General features: G+C 43.2%; 15 protein-coding genes and 1 tRNA gene. 4 read left to right on the top strand and 12 right to left on the bottom strand.

Annotated elements, in window-relative coordinates:
- Positions 1 to 270: 270 nt before the first annotated feature.
- Positions 271 to 780: an allophycocyanin subunit beta gene (apcB, locus tag DP114_RS25710; RefSeq protein ID WP_169266635.1), complete on the bottom strand. Its 510-nt coding sequence runs from the start codon at positions 778 to 780 to the stop codon at positions 271 to 273.
- Positions 781 to 1,133: 353 nt separating this feature from the next.
- Between apcB and glnA the strand changes: the two genes are divergently transcribed.
- Positions 1,134 to 2,549, top strand: coding sequence for a type I glutamate--ammonia ligase (gene glnA / locus DP114_RS25705; RefSeq protein WP_169266636.1), 1,416 nt, complete (start codon positions 1,134 to 1,136; stop codon positions 2,547 to 2,549).
- Between the two features lie 678 nt (positions 2,550 to 3,227).
- Here the strand turns inward: glnA and DP114_RS25700 are convergent.
- The 8 genes from DP114_RS25700 to DP114_RS25665 all read right to left on the bottom strand — a co-directional run bounded on the left by DP114_RS25700 (position 3,228) and on the right by DP114_RS25665 (position 10,276).
- Positions 3,228 to 3,806: an AAA family ATPase gene (locus DP114_RS25700; protein WP_169266637.1), complete on the bottom strand. Its 579-nt coding sequence runs from the start codon at positions 3,804 to 3,806 to the stop codon at positions 3,228 to 3,230.
- Positions 3,807 to 4,029: 223 nt separating this feature from the next.
- A tRNA-Met gene (locus DP114_RS25695) sits at positions 4,030 to 4,106 on the bottom strand.
- A gap of 49 nt (positions 4,107 to 4,155) precedes the next feature.
- Positions 4,156 to 5,109 (bottom strand): asparaginase, encoded by a 954-nt coding sequence (locus DP114_RS25690; RefSeq protein ID WP_169266638.1) that lies wholly within the window; start codon positions 5,107 to 5,109, stop codon positions 4,156 to 4,158.
- A gap of 97 nt (positions 5,110 to 5,206) precedes the next feature.
- Positions 5,207 to 5,707 (bottom strand): CGLD27 family protein, encoded by a 501-nt coding sequence (locus tag DP114_RS25685; RefSeq protein ID WP_169266639.1) that lies wholly within the window; start codon positions 5,705 to 5,707, stop codon positions 5,207 to 5,209.
- Positions 5,704 to 6,165, bottom strand: a complete 462-nt coding sequence (rsfS, locus tag DP114_RS25680) for a ribosome silencing factor (RefSeq protein ID WP_169266640.1) — start codon at positions 6,163 to 6,165, stop codon at positions 5,704 to 5,706. The genes DP114_RS25685 and rsfS overlap by 4 nt, the downstream gene beginning before the upstream one ends.
- Before the next feature lie 115 nt (positions 6,166 to 6,280).
- Positions 6,281 to 6,877, bottom strand: a complete 597-nt coding sequence (gene yqeK / locus DP114_RS25675) for a bis(5'-nucleosyl)-tetraphosphatase (symmetrical) YqeK (protein ID WP_171977461.1) — start codon at positions 6,875 to 6,877, stop codon at positions 6,281 to 6,283.
- 84 nt (positions 6,878 to 6,961) lie between these two features.
- Positions 6,962 to 8,263: a WcaI family glycosyltransferase gene (locus tag DP114_RS25670; protein ID WP_169266642.1), complete on the bottom strand. Its 1,302-nt coding sequence runs from the start codon at positions 8,261 to 8,263 to the stop codon at positions 6,962 to 6,964.
- A 993-nt stretch (positions 8,264 to 9,256) separates the two neighbouring features.
- Entirely contained in the window at positions 9,257 to 10,276 is a 1,020-nt protein-coding gene (locus DP114_RS25665) for an anti-sigma factor antagonist (RefSeq protein ID WP_171977460.1), read from the bottom strand.
- Between the two features lie 312 nt (positions 10,277 to 10,588).
- Here DP114_RS25665 and DP114_RS25660 point away from each other — a divergent pair, with 312 nt between their 5' ends.
- Together DP114_RS25660 and DP114_RS25655 are read left to right on the top strand one after the other, a co-directional pair.
- The gene (locus DP114_RS25660; protein ID WP_169266644.1) at positions 10,589 to 11,386 is read left to right on the top strand and encodes a 7-carboxy-7-deazaguanine synthase QueE; all 798 of its coding nucleotides are present in this window, start codon (positions 10,589 to 10,591) and stop codon (positions 11,384 to 11,386) included.
- Between the two features lie 422 nt (positions 11,387 to 11,808).
- Positions 11,809 to 13,158, top strand: a complete 1,350-nt coding sequence (locus tag DP114_RS25655) for an esterase-like activity of phytase family protein (protein ID WP_322790688.1) — start codon at positions 11,809 to 11,811, stop codon at positions 13,156 to 13,158.
- Here the strand turns inward: DP114_RS25655 and DP114_RS25650 are convergent.
- The 3 genes from DP114_RS25650 to DP114_RS25640 all read right to left on the bottom strand — a co-directional run bounded on the left by DP114_RS25650 (position 13,155) and on the right by DP114_RS25640 (position 14,862).
- Positions 13,155 to 13,601 carry a hypothetical protein gene (locus tag DP114_RS25650; protein ID WP_216669937.1) on the bottom strand — a complete coding sequence of 149 codons (447 nt, stop codon included), beginning with the start codon at positions 13,599 to 13,601 and terminating at the stop codon, positions 13,155 to 13,157. The genes DP114_RS25655 and DP114_RS25650 overlap by 4 nt on opposite strands.
- Complete coding sequence (locus DP114_RS25645; protein ID WP_169153842.1) at positions 13,585 to 14,229, bottom strand: DUF3318 domain-containing protein; 645 nt, start codon at positions 14,227 to 14,229, stop codon at positions 13,585 to 13,587. Before DP114_RS25645 ends, DP114_RS25650 begins: the two co-directional genes overlap by 17 nt.
- A 75-nt stretch (positions 14,230 to 14,304) precedes the next feature.
- A complete protein-coding gene (locus DP114_RS25640; protein WP_169268309.1) occupies positions 14,305 to 14,862 on the bottom strand; it encodes a type III secretion system chaperone family protein in 558 nt (185 codons plus the stop codon).
- Between the two features lie 279 nt (positions 14,863 to 15,141).
- Here DP114_RS25640 and DP114_RS25635 point away from each other — a divergent pair, with 279 nt between their 5' ends.
- The gene (locus DP114_RS25635) at positions 15,142 to 16,176 is read left to right on the top strand and encodes an alpha/beta hydrolase (protein ID WP_246162768.1); all 1,035 of its coding nucleotides are present in this window, start codon (positions 15,142 to 15,144) and stop codon (positions 16,174 to 16,176) included.
- The last annotated feature ends 115 nt before the right edge of the window (positions 16,177 to 16,291 follow it).

The raw sequence follows: 16,291 nt of genomic DNA, 5'->3' as shown, positions 1-16,291 counted from the left end.
GAAAAAAGCGAGTTACCTCAGGGAAACTCGCCTGATTTAAAAACTGACAGAGCAATTTCAATCAGTGAACAGTTAACAGTGAACAGTTATCAAGCAACTGATAACCCTTCGGGGAGAACCTCCGGTTCCGCTGCGCTAACGCAGTCGCCTACGGAGGAGCCAGTACTGATAGCGTAGCGTGGCACTTTGTGCCATAGGAGGGTTTCCCGACAGAGGTATCTGGCGTTGGAGACCCTCCTGCTGCGCTGGCTCACTGATAACTGATAACTGTTAAACATCTGTTTCGCTAAACTCTTCAGTCATGTAGTCAAATGGCTCATCGACAAAGGAAGTATCTGTCACACCTGCTGCAGCCGCTTGCTCTTTCGCAATTTCCTTCATAATCTGGATACCACGAACTGTTGGACCAATAGGCACTCCCAAAGAATTGTAAGTTTCCCGTAGTCCTTGCAGCACCCGTTCATCTAAGACATCCATACTACCAGCAACAAGAGCATAGCTAGCATAGCGTAGGTAGTAGTCCATATCGCGCAAACAAGCCGCATAACGACGAGTGGTGTAGGCATTTCCACCTGGGCGAATCAACTCTGGCAGTTCATCAAATAATTGAGAACCAGCCTGCTTGACAATTATCGCCGCATTTGAATTGATAGCCGCTGCTGCTTGCACACGTGCGGTACCGCTTAGAAAGTAAGACTTAAGGCTGTCAATGGCATTCCGGTCGAAATACCGACCTGCAACGTCATAATTCTTAATTAAACCGGTTACTGCATCCCGCATTTCTTTTTCTCCTAATTAATCCTTTCTATGGTTTGATATTAATCTGACTGCTTTTAGCATTTATGCCTCTTGTAAAAAAAGCCCCAGCACAAAAACAATCTATAGCGCTAATTATGGATTCTATGCCAAAGTTGACCCCTGCGAGATCAACTGTCTACTTTTGTGAAACTAGTTAAGGAAAGGTTAAAGATAATCTTTTAACTTGACATTTTGTAACAAAAAATACAAAATCATCCAAATTCAAATCTTTACGATATTGCAGGTGGCTCATGGATGTGGATTTACAAGCGGGGTCAACATGCTTTGAACACTCTGGTCTTACTATTAAAAAATCGGCAGATTAAGGAGTAACCATGACAACCCCACAAGAAGTTCTGAAGCAGATTCAGGACAATAACATTCAGATGATTGATCTGAAATTCATCGATACCCCAGGAATTTGGCAGCACCTGACGCTTTTCCATAACCAAATCGATGAAAGTTCCTTTACAGACGGCGTACCTTTCGACGGTTCTAGTATCCGGGGTTGGAAAACCATCAATGAATCAGACATGTCGATGGTACTCGATCCAAACACTGCCTGGATCGACCCTTTCATGCAAGAACCAACTCTGAGTATCATTTGTAGCATTAAGGAACCACGGACAGGTGAGTGGTACAGCCGTTGTCCTCGTGTTATTGCCCAGAAAGCAATAGATTATTTAGTTTCCACTGGTCTTGGTGAAACAGCTTTCTTTGGTCCAGAAGCTGAATTTTTCATTTTTGATGATGTCCGCTTTGACCAAACGGCGCACCAAGGCTACTACTACGTAGACTCAGTTGAAGGTCGTTGGAATTCTGGCAAAGAAGAAGGTCCTAACCTGGGTTACAAACCTCCCTTCAAACAGGGTTACTTCCCAGTTCCCCCTACGGATACTTTCCAGGATATTCGCACAGAAATGCTGCTGACAATGGCAAAGTGCGGAGTACCAATTGAAAAGCAACACCACGAAGTAGCCACTGGTGGACAGTGCGAATTGGGCTTCAAGTTTGGTAAGTTGATTGAAGCAGCTGACTGGCTGATGACTTATAAATATGTCATCAAGAACGTAGCCAAGAAGTATGGCAAGACCGTCACCTTCATGCCTAAGCCAATTTTTGGCGATAACGGTTCTGGAATGCACACCCACCAGTCCATTTGGAAAGATGGTCAACCGCTGTTTGCTGGAGATAAATACGCTGGCTTGAGTGAAATGGCGTTGCACTACATTGGCGGTATCCTCAAGCATGCACCAGCACTGCTAGCAATTACTAACCCCACCACCAACTCTTACAAGCGCTTGGTACCCGGTTATGAAGCACCTGTAAACTTGGCTTATTCCCAAGGTAACCGTTCTGCTTCTATCCGTATTCCTTTGTCTGGTACTAACCCCAAAGCCAAGCGGTTGGAGTTCCGTTGTCCTGATGCGACTTCTAACCCCTACCTCGCATTTGCTGCGATGCTGTGTGCCGGAATAGATGGAATTAAGAACAAAATCGACCCAGGTGAACCTCTGGATAAGAATATTTATGAACTTTCTCCTGAAGAACTGGCGAAAGTTCCTTCAACTCCGGGTTCTTTGGAACTAGCATTGGAAGCACTGGAGAAAGACCACGCTTTCTTAACAGAATCAGGCGTGTTCACCGAAGACTTCCTTGAAACTTGGATTTCTTACAAGTTAGATAATGAAGTTAACCCCATGCGGTTACGTCCTCATCCCTACGAATTTGCCCTCTATTACGATGTTTAATTCCTGAGTCGTAAACGCACTCTTCGGCTTACCGCAAGGGTGCGAACGGTCTATTAGCGCTATCTGAGCGCATAAATCGCATAAGCTGAGCCACTCATCCTTTCTGGGTGGCTTTTTTACTTCACATACTCCTGACAGCGGTTTTCAGATCTGGTGGGCATTGCTCATTATAGCTATAGCCAACTCTATTAGGACGTAGGGAACAGGGAACAGGGAACAGGGAACAGGGAACAGGAAATGCTTAACTCGTCAAGAAGTTTGAAAGTCTCGTAATGTCCATATTTTTTCATGAGTTCATGTCCTAATCTACCTGGCAACGGCTATAATATCTCATCGGCTTTTCTGAGCAATGCCCACCCTACGATTTGTGGTCTATTCATATGAAAACCGCTGTCAGCAACCTTAATGCTATGGGACAAGTAACTCGTGATGCCAAGAATTCTCGGTGTACGAATAGCAATGTCTTTCGTGAATACGAAAATTATCAATGTAGAGAGCTTCGATCCAGCCAGCTTTGCAGTAAAAGCCTCTCAAATGCTGTGAAGGTGGAACTTCTTGCTCGCTTGGATATTTCGTCTTCAGATTGTCTATAGATGAGAGTAGCATCTGCTGGTTTTGGAGCTTTGAACCAAGTGGCTGATACTCTGACGTGATGTTCGTCGGCAACGCCGGTGACGTTTACTCGTTGCTTGAGTGCAGCGGGACAGCCGCTTGCGGAAGATGTTTGAGGATATGATCAGCCGTCTGTGCAACGGTGAGATCGGACGTATCCAACCAGTAGCCGAGTCGTGGTGTCTCGGTGCGTAAAACGTGGTCGAACGCATGCACCATTTCTTCGTTGGCGTAGCCCGTCTTCTCACGTGCAGTATCCCGCGCCGCCACGACATCCGGTCTCGGACATAAGACGATAACTGACACAGGGGTATCGTGATAATAGGTGATGACCTCGCTAAGCTCTGAACCAATAATGATGTCTTGATAGACTACCGTAAAGCCAGCCTGCAGGTAAAGTTCTGCCGCCATCGCCGCGAGGCGGTATCGCAGACGGAGTTGCTGATACCCCTGTGCTGACAGTTCAAGCGTCATCTCCGCTTGCCCATTCACGATCATGCGACGGAAGATATCACCACGAAGATGCACGCTTTTCGGCAACTGCTCGGCAACTGCCTGGGCAACGCTAGATTTTCCGGCAGCCATATTCCCAGTAATAAGGATAACCTGTGGCTGATTGTTCGCTGGTGGTTGATTGCTGCCCATGACCTGTTTCGTCTTTCTAGTAATTGTAAATTGAAAACATACATTCAAATTTAGAAATAAAGCATTGTTATCTGAGTTATCTGAAAAAATAACAATGCCCTCACATTACATTTCTACCAAGACGAGTACATCCCATTCGTGACAAGTTTAAGTTGCATCTGACTTTTCAATAACAAATCCCTACAACTTTTTACAATTGTAGGGATTTGCTTTATCTTTTATTTGGTGGCGGGAAGTGGATTTGAACCACTGACCTTCGGGTTATGAGCCCGACGAGCTACCAGGCTGCTCTATCCCGCGTCGTCTCTTCGTCTTCCTAACTATAACACTATAGTCAGAAATTTGGCAACTATAAAATCGATAATTCTCCAATAACTTCTAAACGCTTGTATTTACCGAGGTTCATGAATTTTTCTGACAGGGCTTCGGCAACGCTGGGAGTAATCCAGCCCAACTGCTTGAGTAGGTGAATGGCAACGGCATACTTTGCTCGCTTTGCTCCGTCCATCACTTTAATTGCCAATCCCATGCCCTCACCCAATCTGGCAATGCACTGTACTCCTTCAGCACCAGCTTTACTGACGACATCTCCAAGGGCTAAACGCATCAGTTCTGTATCTAATTCTCCCTCTCCTGCCACCATCACGGAGTGATGCGTCATGGCACGGACAATACGCTCTATGTCCAAACTGCTACGAGAAGCAAGCTGAGCATACAATGACGCCATTTGACCGAGTTGCATCAAATATGTAGGCGCGCCACAGTCATCATGAGCATTGATGAATTCCTCTGCTGGCATTCGCAGCAATTCTGATACTTTGGTGAGAATTAACTGCTGCACTGGGTGTTTTCGCTGCAAGTAGTTATTTAAGGACCAATTGCATTGTTGACAAACGGCGAGCATGCCTGCGTGTTTGCCAGAACAATTGTATTCCAAACGACTGTACTTACCTTCTGGGATTGGACATTGGAGTGCTGAAGGATCGACATCAGCTCGCCAAAGTATATTAAATGCCTGTCTGACTTGCTCTATTGTTCCTCTATGGGAACTTGTCATAATCGCTAGGTCTTTATCGCTTAGGTTATAGCGTTCTAAAGTGCCTGTGCTGGTTACTGCGATCGCCTGAAATGGTTTGAGCGCCGAACGAACAAATGTTGCAGTTTCAGCGTTTCCAGCAACCGATAGCACTCGTCCTCGATCATCACAGACGACGGCTTGGACGATATGCTTTGATTCTATAATGCCTTCACGCAATAACCTGACTTCTAATGCGGCGGCTTGTGTTCGTTTTCCCATTGTCATGGGTAGAAATTTACCATAATTTTGTCCTTTGTCTTTAGTCTTTTGTCTTTAGTCTTTTGTAAATAACAAATGACTCATGACTGATGACTGATGACGATTACACTAGGTGCCAAACTATCGTACCAGCAACGAACAATACAGCCAAGCCAGCAAAGGTCATTTTTAACCGAGTTATAATTGGTTTTATAGAGTATGAAACAATCAGGCGATCGCGTGTCAGCACTTCCTGTGGTTTCATCCAATTTTGACCGTCATACCATCCCGACTCTTCGTAAAAGATGATTGGACTCATCAGGCGATCGCGGATATAAGACCAGCCCAAATATAGCCGTGCTACTACTAGCACGACTCCCACACTTGATCCTGCTATACTGCTGATAATAAACTGTGCACTCTGCTTATGTGGGGCAAAGCTTGCTGCTGCGACTGGGAATGCCACCAACCACGATATTCCCCAAATCCACGCTATTTTTGTGATATACTCGCGCAAATTTAAGGTACAGTCGCGAAACAGCCAGGAGGATTTTAACTCTTCGTACTCATTAAGTGGTTGCTGTTCAGAGGGAACTGGGCAATTTGAGACCGAAGATTTCATCATGTTGGTTTACCCTCACCATCTACGGAAGTTGAAAACTCGATACGTTCTGCATGTCCCCAAAACGCTTCTAGATTATAAAACTCCCGTTCTTTTGGCAACATGATATGAACAATGACTTCCCCATAGTCTTGCGCCACCCAGGAAGCCTCAGATTTTCCTTCTACTCGTAAGGGACGCCTTTGCAATTCTTGTTTGACTTTTTCTTCAATTGCCTCGGCGATCGCTCTCACCTGTACTCTCGAATAGCCCGTCACCAGCACAAAGTAATCTGCCAGGTAACAGACATCTGCTACCTTTAGCAGTAATATATCACCTGCTTTGCGGTCTGATGCCGCTTCGGCGACCTTCAATGCGATCTTTCCACTCACATCGTTGGTGTCAACCTGTGGGCTTCCTACTAGATTGTTTGTCACTGCGATCGATTGTCTTGGGAAATTGCTTGGGAAATAATCAGACATTAAACCTCAGCTGCTCTCTTTTTTTTTAACAATTTTTTACAATGACTCGTGAACTACAATTAAATTGCAACTGTGAGAATTGGTTTTTTTGAATACTAACAAAAAAAACAGGCATCTATACGGTTTTTTGTACAATCGGCTGTTTGGCTTTCCATTTTTGTAGGAACCAGTTACGTGTGAGGATGACTCGCGGATGGATCAAACAAGAACTCTCAAGCAATAATTTGAGAGTAAAGTCACAGGTCAAAGCCACAGCCTGATGAATATTTTGACGGCTAAGTTGCCTTAATGATTGCAATTGTGGGGTATCGCCTCGTCCTGGCTCTATGCTATCAGCTAAAAACACGATAGAGCACAGCTGACTCATGCCTGGTCTACCTAAAGTGTGATTGGCAATAGCTTGTAACACTTCTTCATCGTCTACGCCGAATGTCTCTCTTGCGACGATCGCGCTTACGTCTGCATGCAACAAATGGGGATTTGCTGCCATCACTTCGTCTACTTCCAATCCCTCTTCGTGTGCCATTTGCAAAAGTTTTTGTGGTTTAAAACATTTTGCTAAATCGTGCATTAACCCGGCGTGTGCAGCTTTTTCTCGATCCACTTTGTAATGAACTGCGAGATCCATTGCCATTTGCTCAACTCTGAGAATGTGGTTCACTCTGGGAGTTGGAACATTCTGTGTTAACCAGGTTAAGACTTTTTCGCGCATAAAGGCAATCCTGTTGACAATGGAGGCTTGTTGCAGTCATCGACTTGAGTGATGAATAGATAACTTTATTCTAACGAAGTTTTACTATCTAGATTCCTTTGGTCTGAGGAGGAGACGTTTTTGGGCAAAGGAATTGACAAGTGGCTCAATTGTTGAATCTTCAGCGAGCACTGAGTAGAACAAAGACTCGTAGCGAGTTAATGCTTGTTCAAAAGCATACTGCTCAACTGCAAACTTGCGACTATTACACCCTAAGGTTTTTACTTTTTCTGGGTTGTTGTACAAATCTAAAATCGCCTTTGCTAAAGCTTCAGGTTTTTCTGGAGGAACAACCACTCCACCAGCACTTTGTTTAATAGCTCTAGCTGCTGTGCCATTACTGGGCACTGATCCTACCACTGCCCGACCACTGCCGAGCAATATTTGGATTTTCGATGGCATGTTAAAAGATATAACATTTTTCTTTTGCACCACTAAACCCACATCAGCCGCTGCCAACAATTCTGGTAAACTTTCGCGAGGTTGAAAAGGTAGTAGCAAAACATTATCAGCACCGGATTCGGTGCAAGCCATTTGTAACCGCTGCAAACCTTTTGCTTCCCCTACAATCACAAAGGTTATTTCTGGAATATGGCGTAACAAAGAAGCGGCTGTTACAACAGTTTCTAAACCTTGAGTGAGGGCAATGTTGCCAGAGTATAGCACCACAAATTTACCATCTAGGTTATGAGCTACTCTAAAAGCGTTATTTTCTTTTGGCAGAGGTCGGACAAAATTGATATCGACCCAGTTGGGAATTTGTGCAATTTTGCCAAGTGCTACACCCTTTTTTTGTAAATTTTCTACAAAACCGTCAGCAATCACACTAATTTTAGTAGCACTGTGGTAAGCGAATTTTTCTAGTGCTGTTAACACCTTAATAAGCAATTTGTTCTTCAACAATCCAACGTGTAATGCAGCGTCTGGCAATATATCTTGAAGATTTAAGACTACAGGGCATCTGTATAGCCATCCTAAAAAGGCAGTTGGTAAGCAAACAGGTAAGGATGGTGAGGTTGAGAGAATGACATCTGGACGCCAACCTGCGATCGCTGGGAAAAAACTTGTAAGCACGAAGCTTGCATCTAGCAATAATCGGTCTATTAAGTTAGGCTGCGGACGAATCCAAACATAACTCCGTTGGATTTGAACCCCATTCTTGTACTCGCTCACAAACCACTTGCCCCGATAATTCTCGTATATCCGACGCTCAGGGTAATTCGGCATAGCAGTCACTACGCGTACTTGATGTCCGCGCTTAACCAATCCCTCTGCTAATTCAGTCATCAGGGGAGCAATACCAATTGGTTCTGGAGAATAATTGTAAGAGTAAATCAAAATACGCATAGCAAATTAGTTTGAGTCTGAATAACCCTGGTGTCTTTCTATGACAACATTTGTTGTTAACCTTATTCCGCACTTGTGTGAGTTGATATATGCATTTTCCCTTCAGACGCTACCAATGTTAGCCTTTCTTTGTTGAAGATTGAGTAAAATTCGATGCTGGTTTGTAAGAGTTGCGTTAGTATTTTTTTGCCTGAAGGATTGCTATATAAATTATCTATATCATTAAATTCACTTAAGTAAATACGTAATTGTTTTTACTTATGCTCTTTCAAATATAAATATGATTTACGTATAGCTTCAAGAGATTGATGACAAAAAAATCTGACATAAGTGCCAGGAGATCAAAAATTGAGTGTTTAGATTTTGTGGGAGGGGTTTCACCCAACCCCCTTATAAATCTGGCAGGCTTGTTTCGGACACTGCTACATTTTTCCCTTGACTGAACAGGACAACCGGGCGCGCAAAGTCGAGTCAGCGCCGTGCGGTAAGACCGTTTCACTTTAAAGTTAGAACATGGTGGGCAAGTGGGGGAGTCAAATGTATCAGGATTTTTGTGAAAGGGTATAAGACCAGAACAAGCATGTGGCGTGCGTCTGGCGTTGCCGGGTGGAAGATTTCATCGGGCGGAGCGCTAACCGAAGGTTGCTTTGCGTGCATAGACGGCGAAGGGTGTCAACAAGTACGATAACTCTCTGTTGACACCCTTGTGCATGCCTCCACCACTAGTACCGCGCTCGTCCCAAGGGGAGCCACTGCTCTACTTGGGGAAACCCCAAGTGGAGCAGTGGCGTGACACGCGCTGCGGGACAAGGGAGGCAACTCACTGTTTTTAGTAGCGCGTACGTAAGTCCTATTTTTGTTAAAAATTCATCCAGCAAAATTTAGATGCATTTGCCCTGCGCTTGTTTGTTTATAGAAGCGCTTTTAACACTCTTAGCTCGACAAAATCCATTTTGTCGAGCTAATCGTTGCTTTACACCTGTAAAAATAGATTTAAACAGCGCCACTGTTTTTCTTAAATAAGATGGCTACTGTTTTAAAAATTAACATCAAATCGTAGATTAAATTCCAGTTTTTTTGATACTGTAAATCTAAACGAATGACGTCTTCAAATTTACGGATACTAGACCGTCCATTTACCTGCCATTCTCCGGTCATTCCTGGTTTAACATCCAAACGTTGCCACTCTGGAACTTCATAGCGCTCTACTTCATCTGGTGTAGGTGGTCTGGTACCGACTAAACTCATCTCTCCTTTGAAAACATTCCAAAATTGGGGTAGTTCATCTAGGCTGGTTCGACGCAAAAAGCGTCCGACCTTGGTTATTCGTGGATCGTTGTCTATTTTGAAAAATGCTCCTTGAACCTGGTTCTGTTTTTCTAGTTCGGCTTTTTTCGCTTCTGCGTCAATATACATTGAGCGGAATTTCCAAATCAGAAAGCGTTTGCCCATCCAACCACAACGAATTTGACTAAAGAAAATTGGACCGGGACTATCGAGTCGAATAGCCACAGCAATAGGGATAAACAAAACTCCTACAATCAGCAAACCAACTAGTGATCCAACTATGTCTATAAACCGTTTCATCCAAGAACGAACAGAAGGATGTGTCGTTGGTAGTCCTTCTAATTGGCTTTTTGATGATGTTTGCCCTTGAGACTCAATAGAAAAGACTTTGTCCAGTCCTGTCAGGTTAAGTACTGACATAACCTGAGGGGTCACATTCCGTAGTATAAATTCGATATTTTTTTCATGAGCAATTTTCAAATTACTGACCAAGGCACCTAAACCACTACTATCCATAAAAGTAGTTTGGTGAAAGTCAATGATAATTTGTCTAGTATCGGGATTTGCTAGAGTAATCTCTTGGCAGGTTTGCTTAAAGGCTACAGCCTCAAGCACGCTCAACCGCACTGGTACCTGCACAATTGCCGTGTCATTTGAGAACGTCACCGGAAAATTTACCTCTTTGGGTTGGCTAGTCGTCATGAAACCCTGCACTTTCGTTGCCATGTCAATATAATCTGCCAAACACTATTTAGTCCAAGCGAATTGATAGTTACTTCAGTTGAGATTGGATATCATCAGGGACGATTCACAACAGAACAAGAAGCTAACTTAAAGTTTGAAGTGTAAAGGATGAAGTATGCCAAGAAAGAATAAAGGGTAAGAAATAAAGTATTTCATATTTTATTCTTCATTTCCTACTTTCTGTTTCTCACTTTTGCCGTATCTTCATACTTTTTACTTAATGCTTCATACTTTTTTCGTGAAGAACATTCTTGCTTTTGTGCCAACCTAGCACATACCTATTGCTATCATCACATGACCCTTAAGACTACTGTTACACCTACCGCACGCCTGATAGAGGTCTTTTCCGCCATACAAGGGGAAGGACTGAATGTGGGAACACGTCAAATTTTCATTCGTTTTGCTCTTTGTGACTTGCGTTGTCACTTTTGCGATAGCGCACATACTTGGAATGCACCTGCTACTTGTAGGATAGAGCAAACCCCTGGATTACGTGACTTTAAAATTTACTCGAATCCTGTTTCACTACCCATGTTACTAGAATGGGTTGAGCGACAAAACTTGCCTTGTCTACACGATACCATTACCTTAACGGGTGGCGAACCACTTTTACACACCCCATTTTTGGTAGAATTTTTACCCCAAGTACGCTCAGTGACAAATTTACCTGTATACTTGGAAACAGGTGGACATCGTCCAGATCTACTGAATAGTATACTACCACTAATAGACTCTGTGGGAATGGATTTCAAAATGCCTAGTACAAGTGGCGAAAATCGTTGGCGAGAACATGCAGAATTTCTTCAGCTGTGTTGGACATCACAAGTAGAAGTTTTTGTGAAAATCATTGTTTCTCAAACAACAAATCCCACTGAGTTAGAACGCTCTGCCCAATTGGTAGCATCTGTCAATCCATCTATTCCTGTATTTTTACAATCTGTCACGCCATTAGATGATCCTAGTGCGTTCAAACAACTACCAGTGGTAGCTCCCTCTCCCAGTCAAGTCTTAAATTGGCAAGCTTTAATGAAGCGTTTTCTCAAGTGTGTACGTGTCGTTCCTCAAACTCATAAAATGCTGAATCAACTTTAACTTTTGAGAGTAAAAATCTAAACGCGTTAGTAGTTAGTTATTAATTGTCCAACTTAACTACTAACCTTTGTAAAGATATGATCAAGCAAAAACCCAATCCTATAAAGTTTGGATGTAAAAAAATGACATTTATACAGAGTTAATCTGTTCTTAATACGGGAGTCAGATGCTGAAAAAGTCATAAGTAATTCTTTTTTTCTTACAGATGATTCAAGCAAAGCATTTGTTTTCCCTGTTAAGCTGGTCGTTAATTGTGTCCGCTGTAAGTTTTACAGGATACATAAAATCGGCATATGGTATTTCCTTGAACAATACCCTCTCTATCCCTGGTGAAAGTACAGATTTATACCCATCTAGTGGCAACAGCGCCAATGTGAATCGTTTGGGATATTTTTCGGATCTCTACTACGATCGCTTGAACAATGTATATTATGGGTTGGGCGTTCGCCCTTTGGGCGGGTGCTCCGCACCCTCGCGGTCCCGGTGGTGGCAGAATTTCGTATAACACACGAGTACAAAAGTTTTCTTTAGATGTTGATCGCAACACAGGGGCAATTGCAAATTTTCAAGTACTAGAAACAATTTTGTTCACAAAAGATGGTCAAAATTTTAACGGATTGAACCCCACATTGCTGAATGGCAATGCAGGAACTCTTGGTTTAAGTTTTGACCCAGAAGGCTTTGCTGTTGCTCCTAATGGTCATTTCTATGTGTCTGATGAGTATGATACATCTGTGTATGAATTCAAACCTGATGGTTCATTCTTACGGGCATTTACCATTCCAGAAAATTTAATTCCTAAAGAAGCGAATGGCAAGCTCAACTTTGTCGATGGTCGTCCTACCATTACCAATGGACGCCAAGATAATCGAGGATTTGAAGGCTTAACTCTCCTACCTGATGGTAGCAAACTCTATGCTGTACTACAAGGTCCCTTAGTGAACGAAGGTTCTAACGGTGGTTCACCAGACGGACGACTCAGTGGCAATTTACGATTAGTAGAATTTGACACAGCAACTGGAAAAAGTACGGATCAGTACATCTATCAGCTAGAGAGTTTAGCAGACATTAACTCCCGCATTCCTGGGACAAAAGATGATTTTGCGGCAACTTCCCAAGGGCGTAATATTGGTCTGAGTTCTATTACTGCGCTTAATGAAAAGGAATTCCTAGTCATAGAAAGAGATAATCGCGGGTTTGGGGTGGACGCACTGAATAATTTGGTACAAGATCCAACCCAGACACCACTACCTGTTGGTAGCAAGCGAGTGTACAAAATTGATTTAACGGGTGCAACTGATGTCAGCACAATCAGTTTGGCAAACACCAATACATTACCCACAGGTGTTAACCCAGTAAGTAAATCTTTATTTTTGGATATTGCTGCAACTTTGAGTCCTGACAATCCAGGTGATTGGACAAAGATAGCAGAAAAGATGGAAGGTCTGGCAATTGGTCCGCGACTCAATGATGGTTCTTATGCCCTGCTGATTGGGACGGACAATGATTTTAGTGTCACCCAAGACGACAATTCTACTCAGTTTGACATTTGTACCAATGCCAATGGTACCAGCTATAGCAAGAGACCGATTGACAGTGGCTGCCCAAATGGTCAAAAGTTAATTCCTGGGTTCCTTTACTCGTTTAAAGTGAGTTCTGCTGAACTTGGCAGATTTATCCCAGCACAAAAAGTGCCAGAAGCGACAACAACTACTGGGCTTATGTTACTGGGTTTAAGCGGTTTATGGCTCAGACGGCGGAGTCATACTTAAATCAGTGAACAGTTAACAGTGAACAGTGAGTCCAGTGCTGCCAAGAGTTGTGCCTTGCGGTGAATCCAGCGCTGCAGGCGGGTTTCCCGCCGTAGGCGACTGGTGAACCCGGAGGGAGCCAGTACTTGATGAGGGTTTCCCGACAGAGGTATCTGGTGAGACCAGCGCTGCAGGAGGGTCTCCCTCCGTAGGCGACTGGCGAACCCGAAGGGCGTCGGGTTAAGCGCGTTGTGGCAACTACCCCCGATAGGCGTAGCCGTGCCGCAGGCATAGGGGGCGCTACGCAAACGGAGAGGGTTTCCCGACAGAGGCATCTGGCGTTCGCCGTAAGGCGTGCGCTCTGCGCACACCCGAAGGGTTAACAAAAGAAACGAATCCGTATTTCTTTTTGATAACTGGTAACTGATAACTGATAACTGATGACTGTTAAATTTCGCCCTCATCGATATTCCTAGATTTTGATTTTGCCTTATTGGCACTACGCTTAAGGGCAGACAGCCGTGCTTCGTATCTAGAACGCAGGCGCTTGCTGGGTGTGGTGTCAATAAGGGTTTTCAAGGCGCTACCCAGACTTTTGTAGGCATTAGGGAGAGTGTAACCGAAGCGAGTTGCTAAGGCGATCGCTTTCTCGTCCGCATCAACTAATTCTTTGAATTGCTTTTCGCCACTATTCTTTTGATAAAGTCGCCAGCCGGAAACTCCGCACAAACCCAAAGCTAATACTAGCAACAATCCATCCTGTACCCACAACTCACCGACAGCGCCGCCCAAACCAATCGCCAACGCCGCCATTTCCCAACCATCTTTGGGAATAGTATCATTTTGAATGCGGGCTACTTCGTGCCAAAATAGTAAATTGCGCTGATCCATCGCCAGTGAATCCCATTTTGCCAAATCGATTTGAACTTCGACTTGGTCTTTGCCAATTTCTTCGCAGCGGATCATCGGTGGATTAACCTCAGTTGTACCTTCAACCGTGACCCAACTTTGCAATTCCGGTGGTAATAAGCCCTTTAACCGCCGTAGTTCACTCATTTCTGCTTTAGCAGAGGAGGTTACATAGGATGTCATAATATCCAGCCCTAGAAAACTTCAGTATCTTGAGGGTATCACTTTGGAGTATAGCGATTTCACTGGCGATCCGACTCATTCGCTAGGAAAACTTCCTCGTTTTTTACGAGCTTCCATCGCCTTTTCTAAGAGATCTAGCAATCCAGGAGACTGTTCCTGAATGCTGAGTAGAATTCTCTCACCAAGTTCTACATTACCCGGGTCATGACCCGTTTCCATCACTGCCATCAGACGGGGTATGGCCACAGAATCTACAAGCTGAACTAACCCATGTAAACAACGGTTAAATTGTTTTTCTGTCAGAATCGAGTCTTCCAGGGGAAACTCAATTATCGCACGGATTTCCCCATCTGATGGATCATACTCCCATTGCAGCATTTTGGTTTCCCAGGAAATATACAGCATTGTTTGAAGAATAGCTGCTTTGTGAGGGTGATCGCTCACCCCTGATAACACTTGGGGGGCAAATAGCCGGAAATATTTTCCCTCCTCGTCCAGCTGGACAACAATCAGGAAATCTTCAACATTATCACTTTCTACACCTGTGATAATACGGCCTTCTTCTGGATCGATACGGTAGTCCCAACCAAGGTTGTCTAAATAATAAGCAATCTGTTGCAGATCAGCTGCCATAAAAGCCTCATATGTTTACAGAGTGGCTGTTATCAGACCTAGTTTAACGTGCTAGAGCTAACAGCATAGAATACCATTGCTACCTTGTTTTTTCTCGCCTTGTGTTCTCCACGTATAATAAACAAAGTAATGACAGTGACTTTTTAGACACAAAATGATGACTTTACAGTGTTACCATAGACGATTTAGTTTCTTTTTGAAAAGTTATAGGTCTGGTAGCATATTCAAGTGAACTGGAGTTTTTCCCGAAAAAAATAATAACTTAAATCTGTATAAAACATGTCAAATATATCTGACTATTGCACAACAAAAGCAGGCATCTTTCAAGAAGTCAAATCAGTAGAGGAAACTCTACCAATAAGAAATGATGCTTGCCGCTCAAAAATTTTTCTCCATCCACGTGCTACTTCAAAAGTTTGCCTTTTTTTCCACGGATTTACTGCTGGCCCCTACCAGTTTGAACCAATAGGAAAAAAACTATTTGACGCTGGTTACAATGTTTTAGTACCCTTACAACCAGGTCATGGAGTCGCTGGAGATTGGAATGGAGACAATCCCCCTCCTCTACCAATGGAACGCGAAATTTACCAAGAGTTTGCACTTTATTGGTTGAAGGTGGCACAAAATTTAGGAGAGCAAGTGATAGTCGGTGGAATATCCACAGGTGGAAACTTAGCAGCAACTTTAGCCTTGGAACATCCCCAATCAATTGAAAAAGCTTTGCTATTTGCTCCTTACATAAGTGGTAATAATGCAATCATAAATTTTGTTGTGGAAGTTCTCCCAATTTATTATGAATGGCTGAATAAAGATAATACAGGTAATTTTGGCTATGAAGGCTTCCGCATTCCAGCACTGCGGATTTTTTTAGAAATGGGCCAAGAAATTATTGATAGAGTCAAAACGAATTTAGCAGTGCCGATGTTCATTATTTCTAGTGAAAACGATCCAGCTATCAATCACTGTGAATTGCAATGTTTTTCTAAAGCGACAATTGAACAACAGCCAAAATCTTGGTATTACAGCTTTGATAAAATGTTTGAAATTCCCCACACAATGATGACAAAAACTGAGGGAAATCAATATCAAGAACTACTAATGACTATGGCGAAAGCTTATCTTGAAAGTGAGGTGACTTGGTCTGAAGTTATGGAAATTGGTTATCAAATACTGCAAGGAAAAACTTTTGAGATTGCGACTCAACAGCTAAACTTAACAGAAAGAATTTCCCCAGATTTATCGGTTCTGTTGGCAGTGATGGATAAAAAAATAATTATTGATTATTCAAAAGAGAAAAAATCAGCCTGTTCTTAAAAATAAGTCTTGTCAAATGTTCAATTTATTGGGCAGATATTTTAATTGACTTGAGAATGCCACTCTCTACTTGATTAATCGCTACCATGATGCCATTTTCCGGGTTTTCTAGTAG

The sequence above is a fragment of the Brasilonema sennae CENA114 genome (assembly GCF_006968745.1).
GTDB lineage: Bacteria > Cyanobacteriota > Cyanobacteriia > Cyanobacteriales > Nostocaceae > Brasilonema > Brasilonema sennae.
The sequence above is the reverse complement of the archived record's forward strand: the minus strand, read 5'-3'. Positions and strand labels throughout refer to the sequence as shown.

Coding starts and splice junctions, on each gene's coding strand:
- apcB (WP_169266635.1), bottom strand. CDS start 780: ATGCGGGATGCAGTAACCGGTTTAATTAAGAATTATGACGTTGCAGGT.
- glnA (WP_169266636.1), top strand. CDS start 1,134: ATGACAACCCCACAAGAAGTTCTGAAGCAGATTCAGGACAATAACATT.
- DP114_RS25700 (WP_169266637.1), bottom strand. CDS start 3,806: ATGGGCAGCAATCAACCACCAGCGAACAATCAGCCACAGGTTATCCTT.
- DP114_RS25690 (WP_169266638.1), bottom strand. CDS start 5,109: ATGACAATGGGAAAACGAACACAAGCCGCCGCATTAGAAGTCAGGTTA.
- DP114_RS25685 (WP_169266639.1), bottom strand. CDS start 5,707: ATGATGAAATCTTCGGTCTCAAATTGCCCAGTTCCCTCTGAACAGCAA.
- rsfS (WP_169266640.1), bottom strand. CDS start 6,165: ATGTCTGATTATTTCCCAAGCAATTTCCCAAGACAATCGATCGCAGTG.
- yqeK (WP_171977461.1), bottom strand. CDS start 6,877: ATGCGCGAAAAAGTCTTAACCTGGTTAACACAGAATGTTCCAACTCCC.
- DP114_RS25670 (WP_169266642.1), bottom strand. CDS start 8,263: ATGCGTATTTTGATTTACTCTTACAATTATTCTCCAGAACCAATTGGT.
- DP114_RS25665 (WP_171977460.1), bottom strand. CDS start 10,276: ATGGCAACGAAAGTGCAGGGTTTCATGACGACTAGCCAACCCAAAGAG.
- DP114_RS25660 (WP_169266644.1), top strand. CDS start 10,589: ATGACCCTTAAGACTACTGTTACACCTACCGCACGCCTGATAGAGGTC.
- DP114_RS25655 (WP_322790688.1), top strand. CDS start 11,809: ATGTATATTATGGGTTGGGCGTTCGCCCTTTGGGCGGGTGCTCCGCAC.
- DP114_RS25650 (WP_216669937.1), bottom strand. CDS start 13,601: ATGAGGGCGAAATTTAACAGTCATCAGTTATCAGTTATCAGTTACCAG.
- DP114_RS25645 (WP_169153842.1), bottom strand. CDS start 14,229: ATGACATCCTATGTAACCTCCTCTGCTAAAGCAGAAATGAGTGAACTA.
- DP114_RS25640 (WP_169268309.1), bottom strand. CDS start 14,862: ATGGCAGCTGATCTGCAACAGATTGCTTATTATTTAGACAACCTTGGT.
- DP114_RS25635 (WP_246162768.1), top strand. CDS start 15,142: ATGTCAAATATATCTGACTATTGCACAACAAAAGCAGGCATCTTTCAA.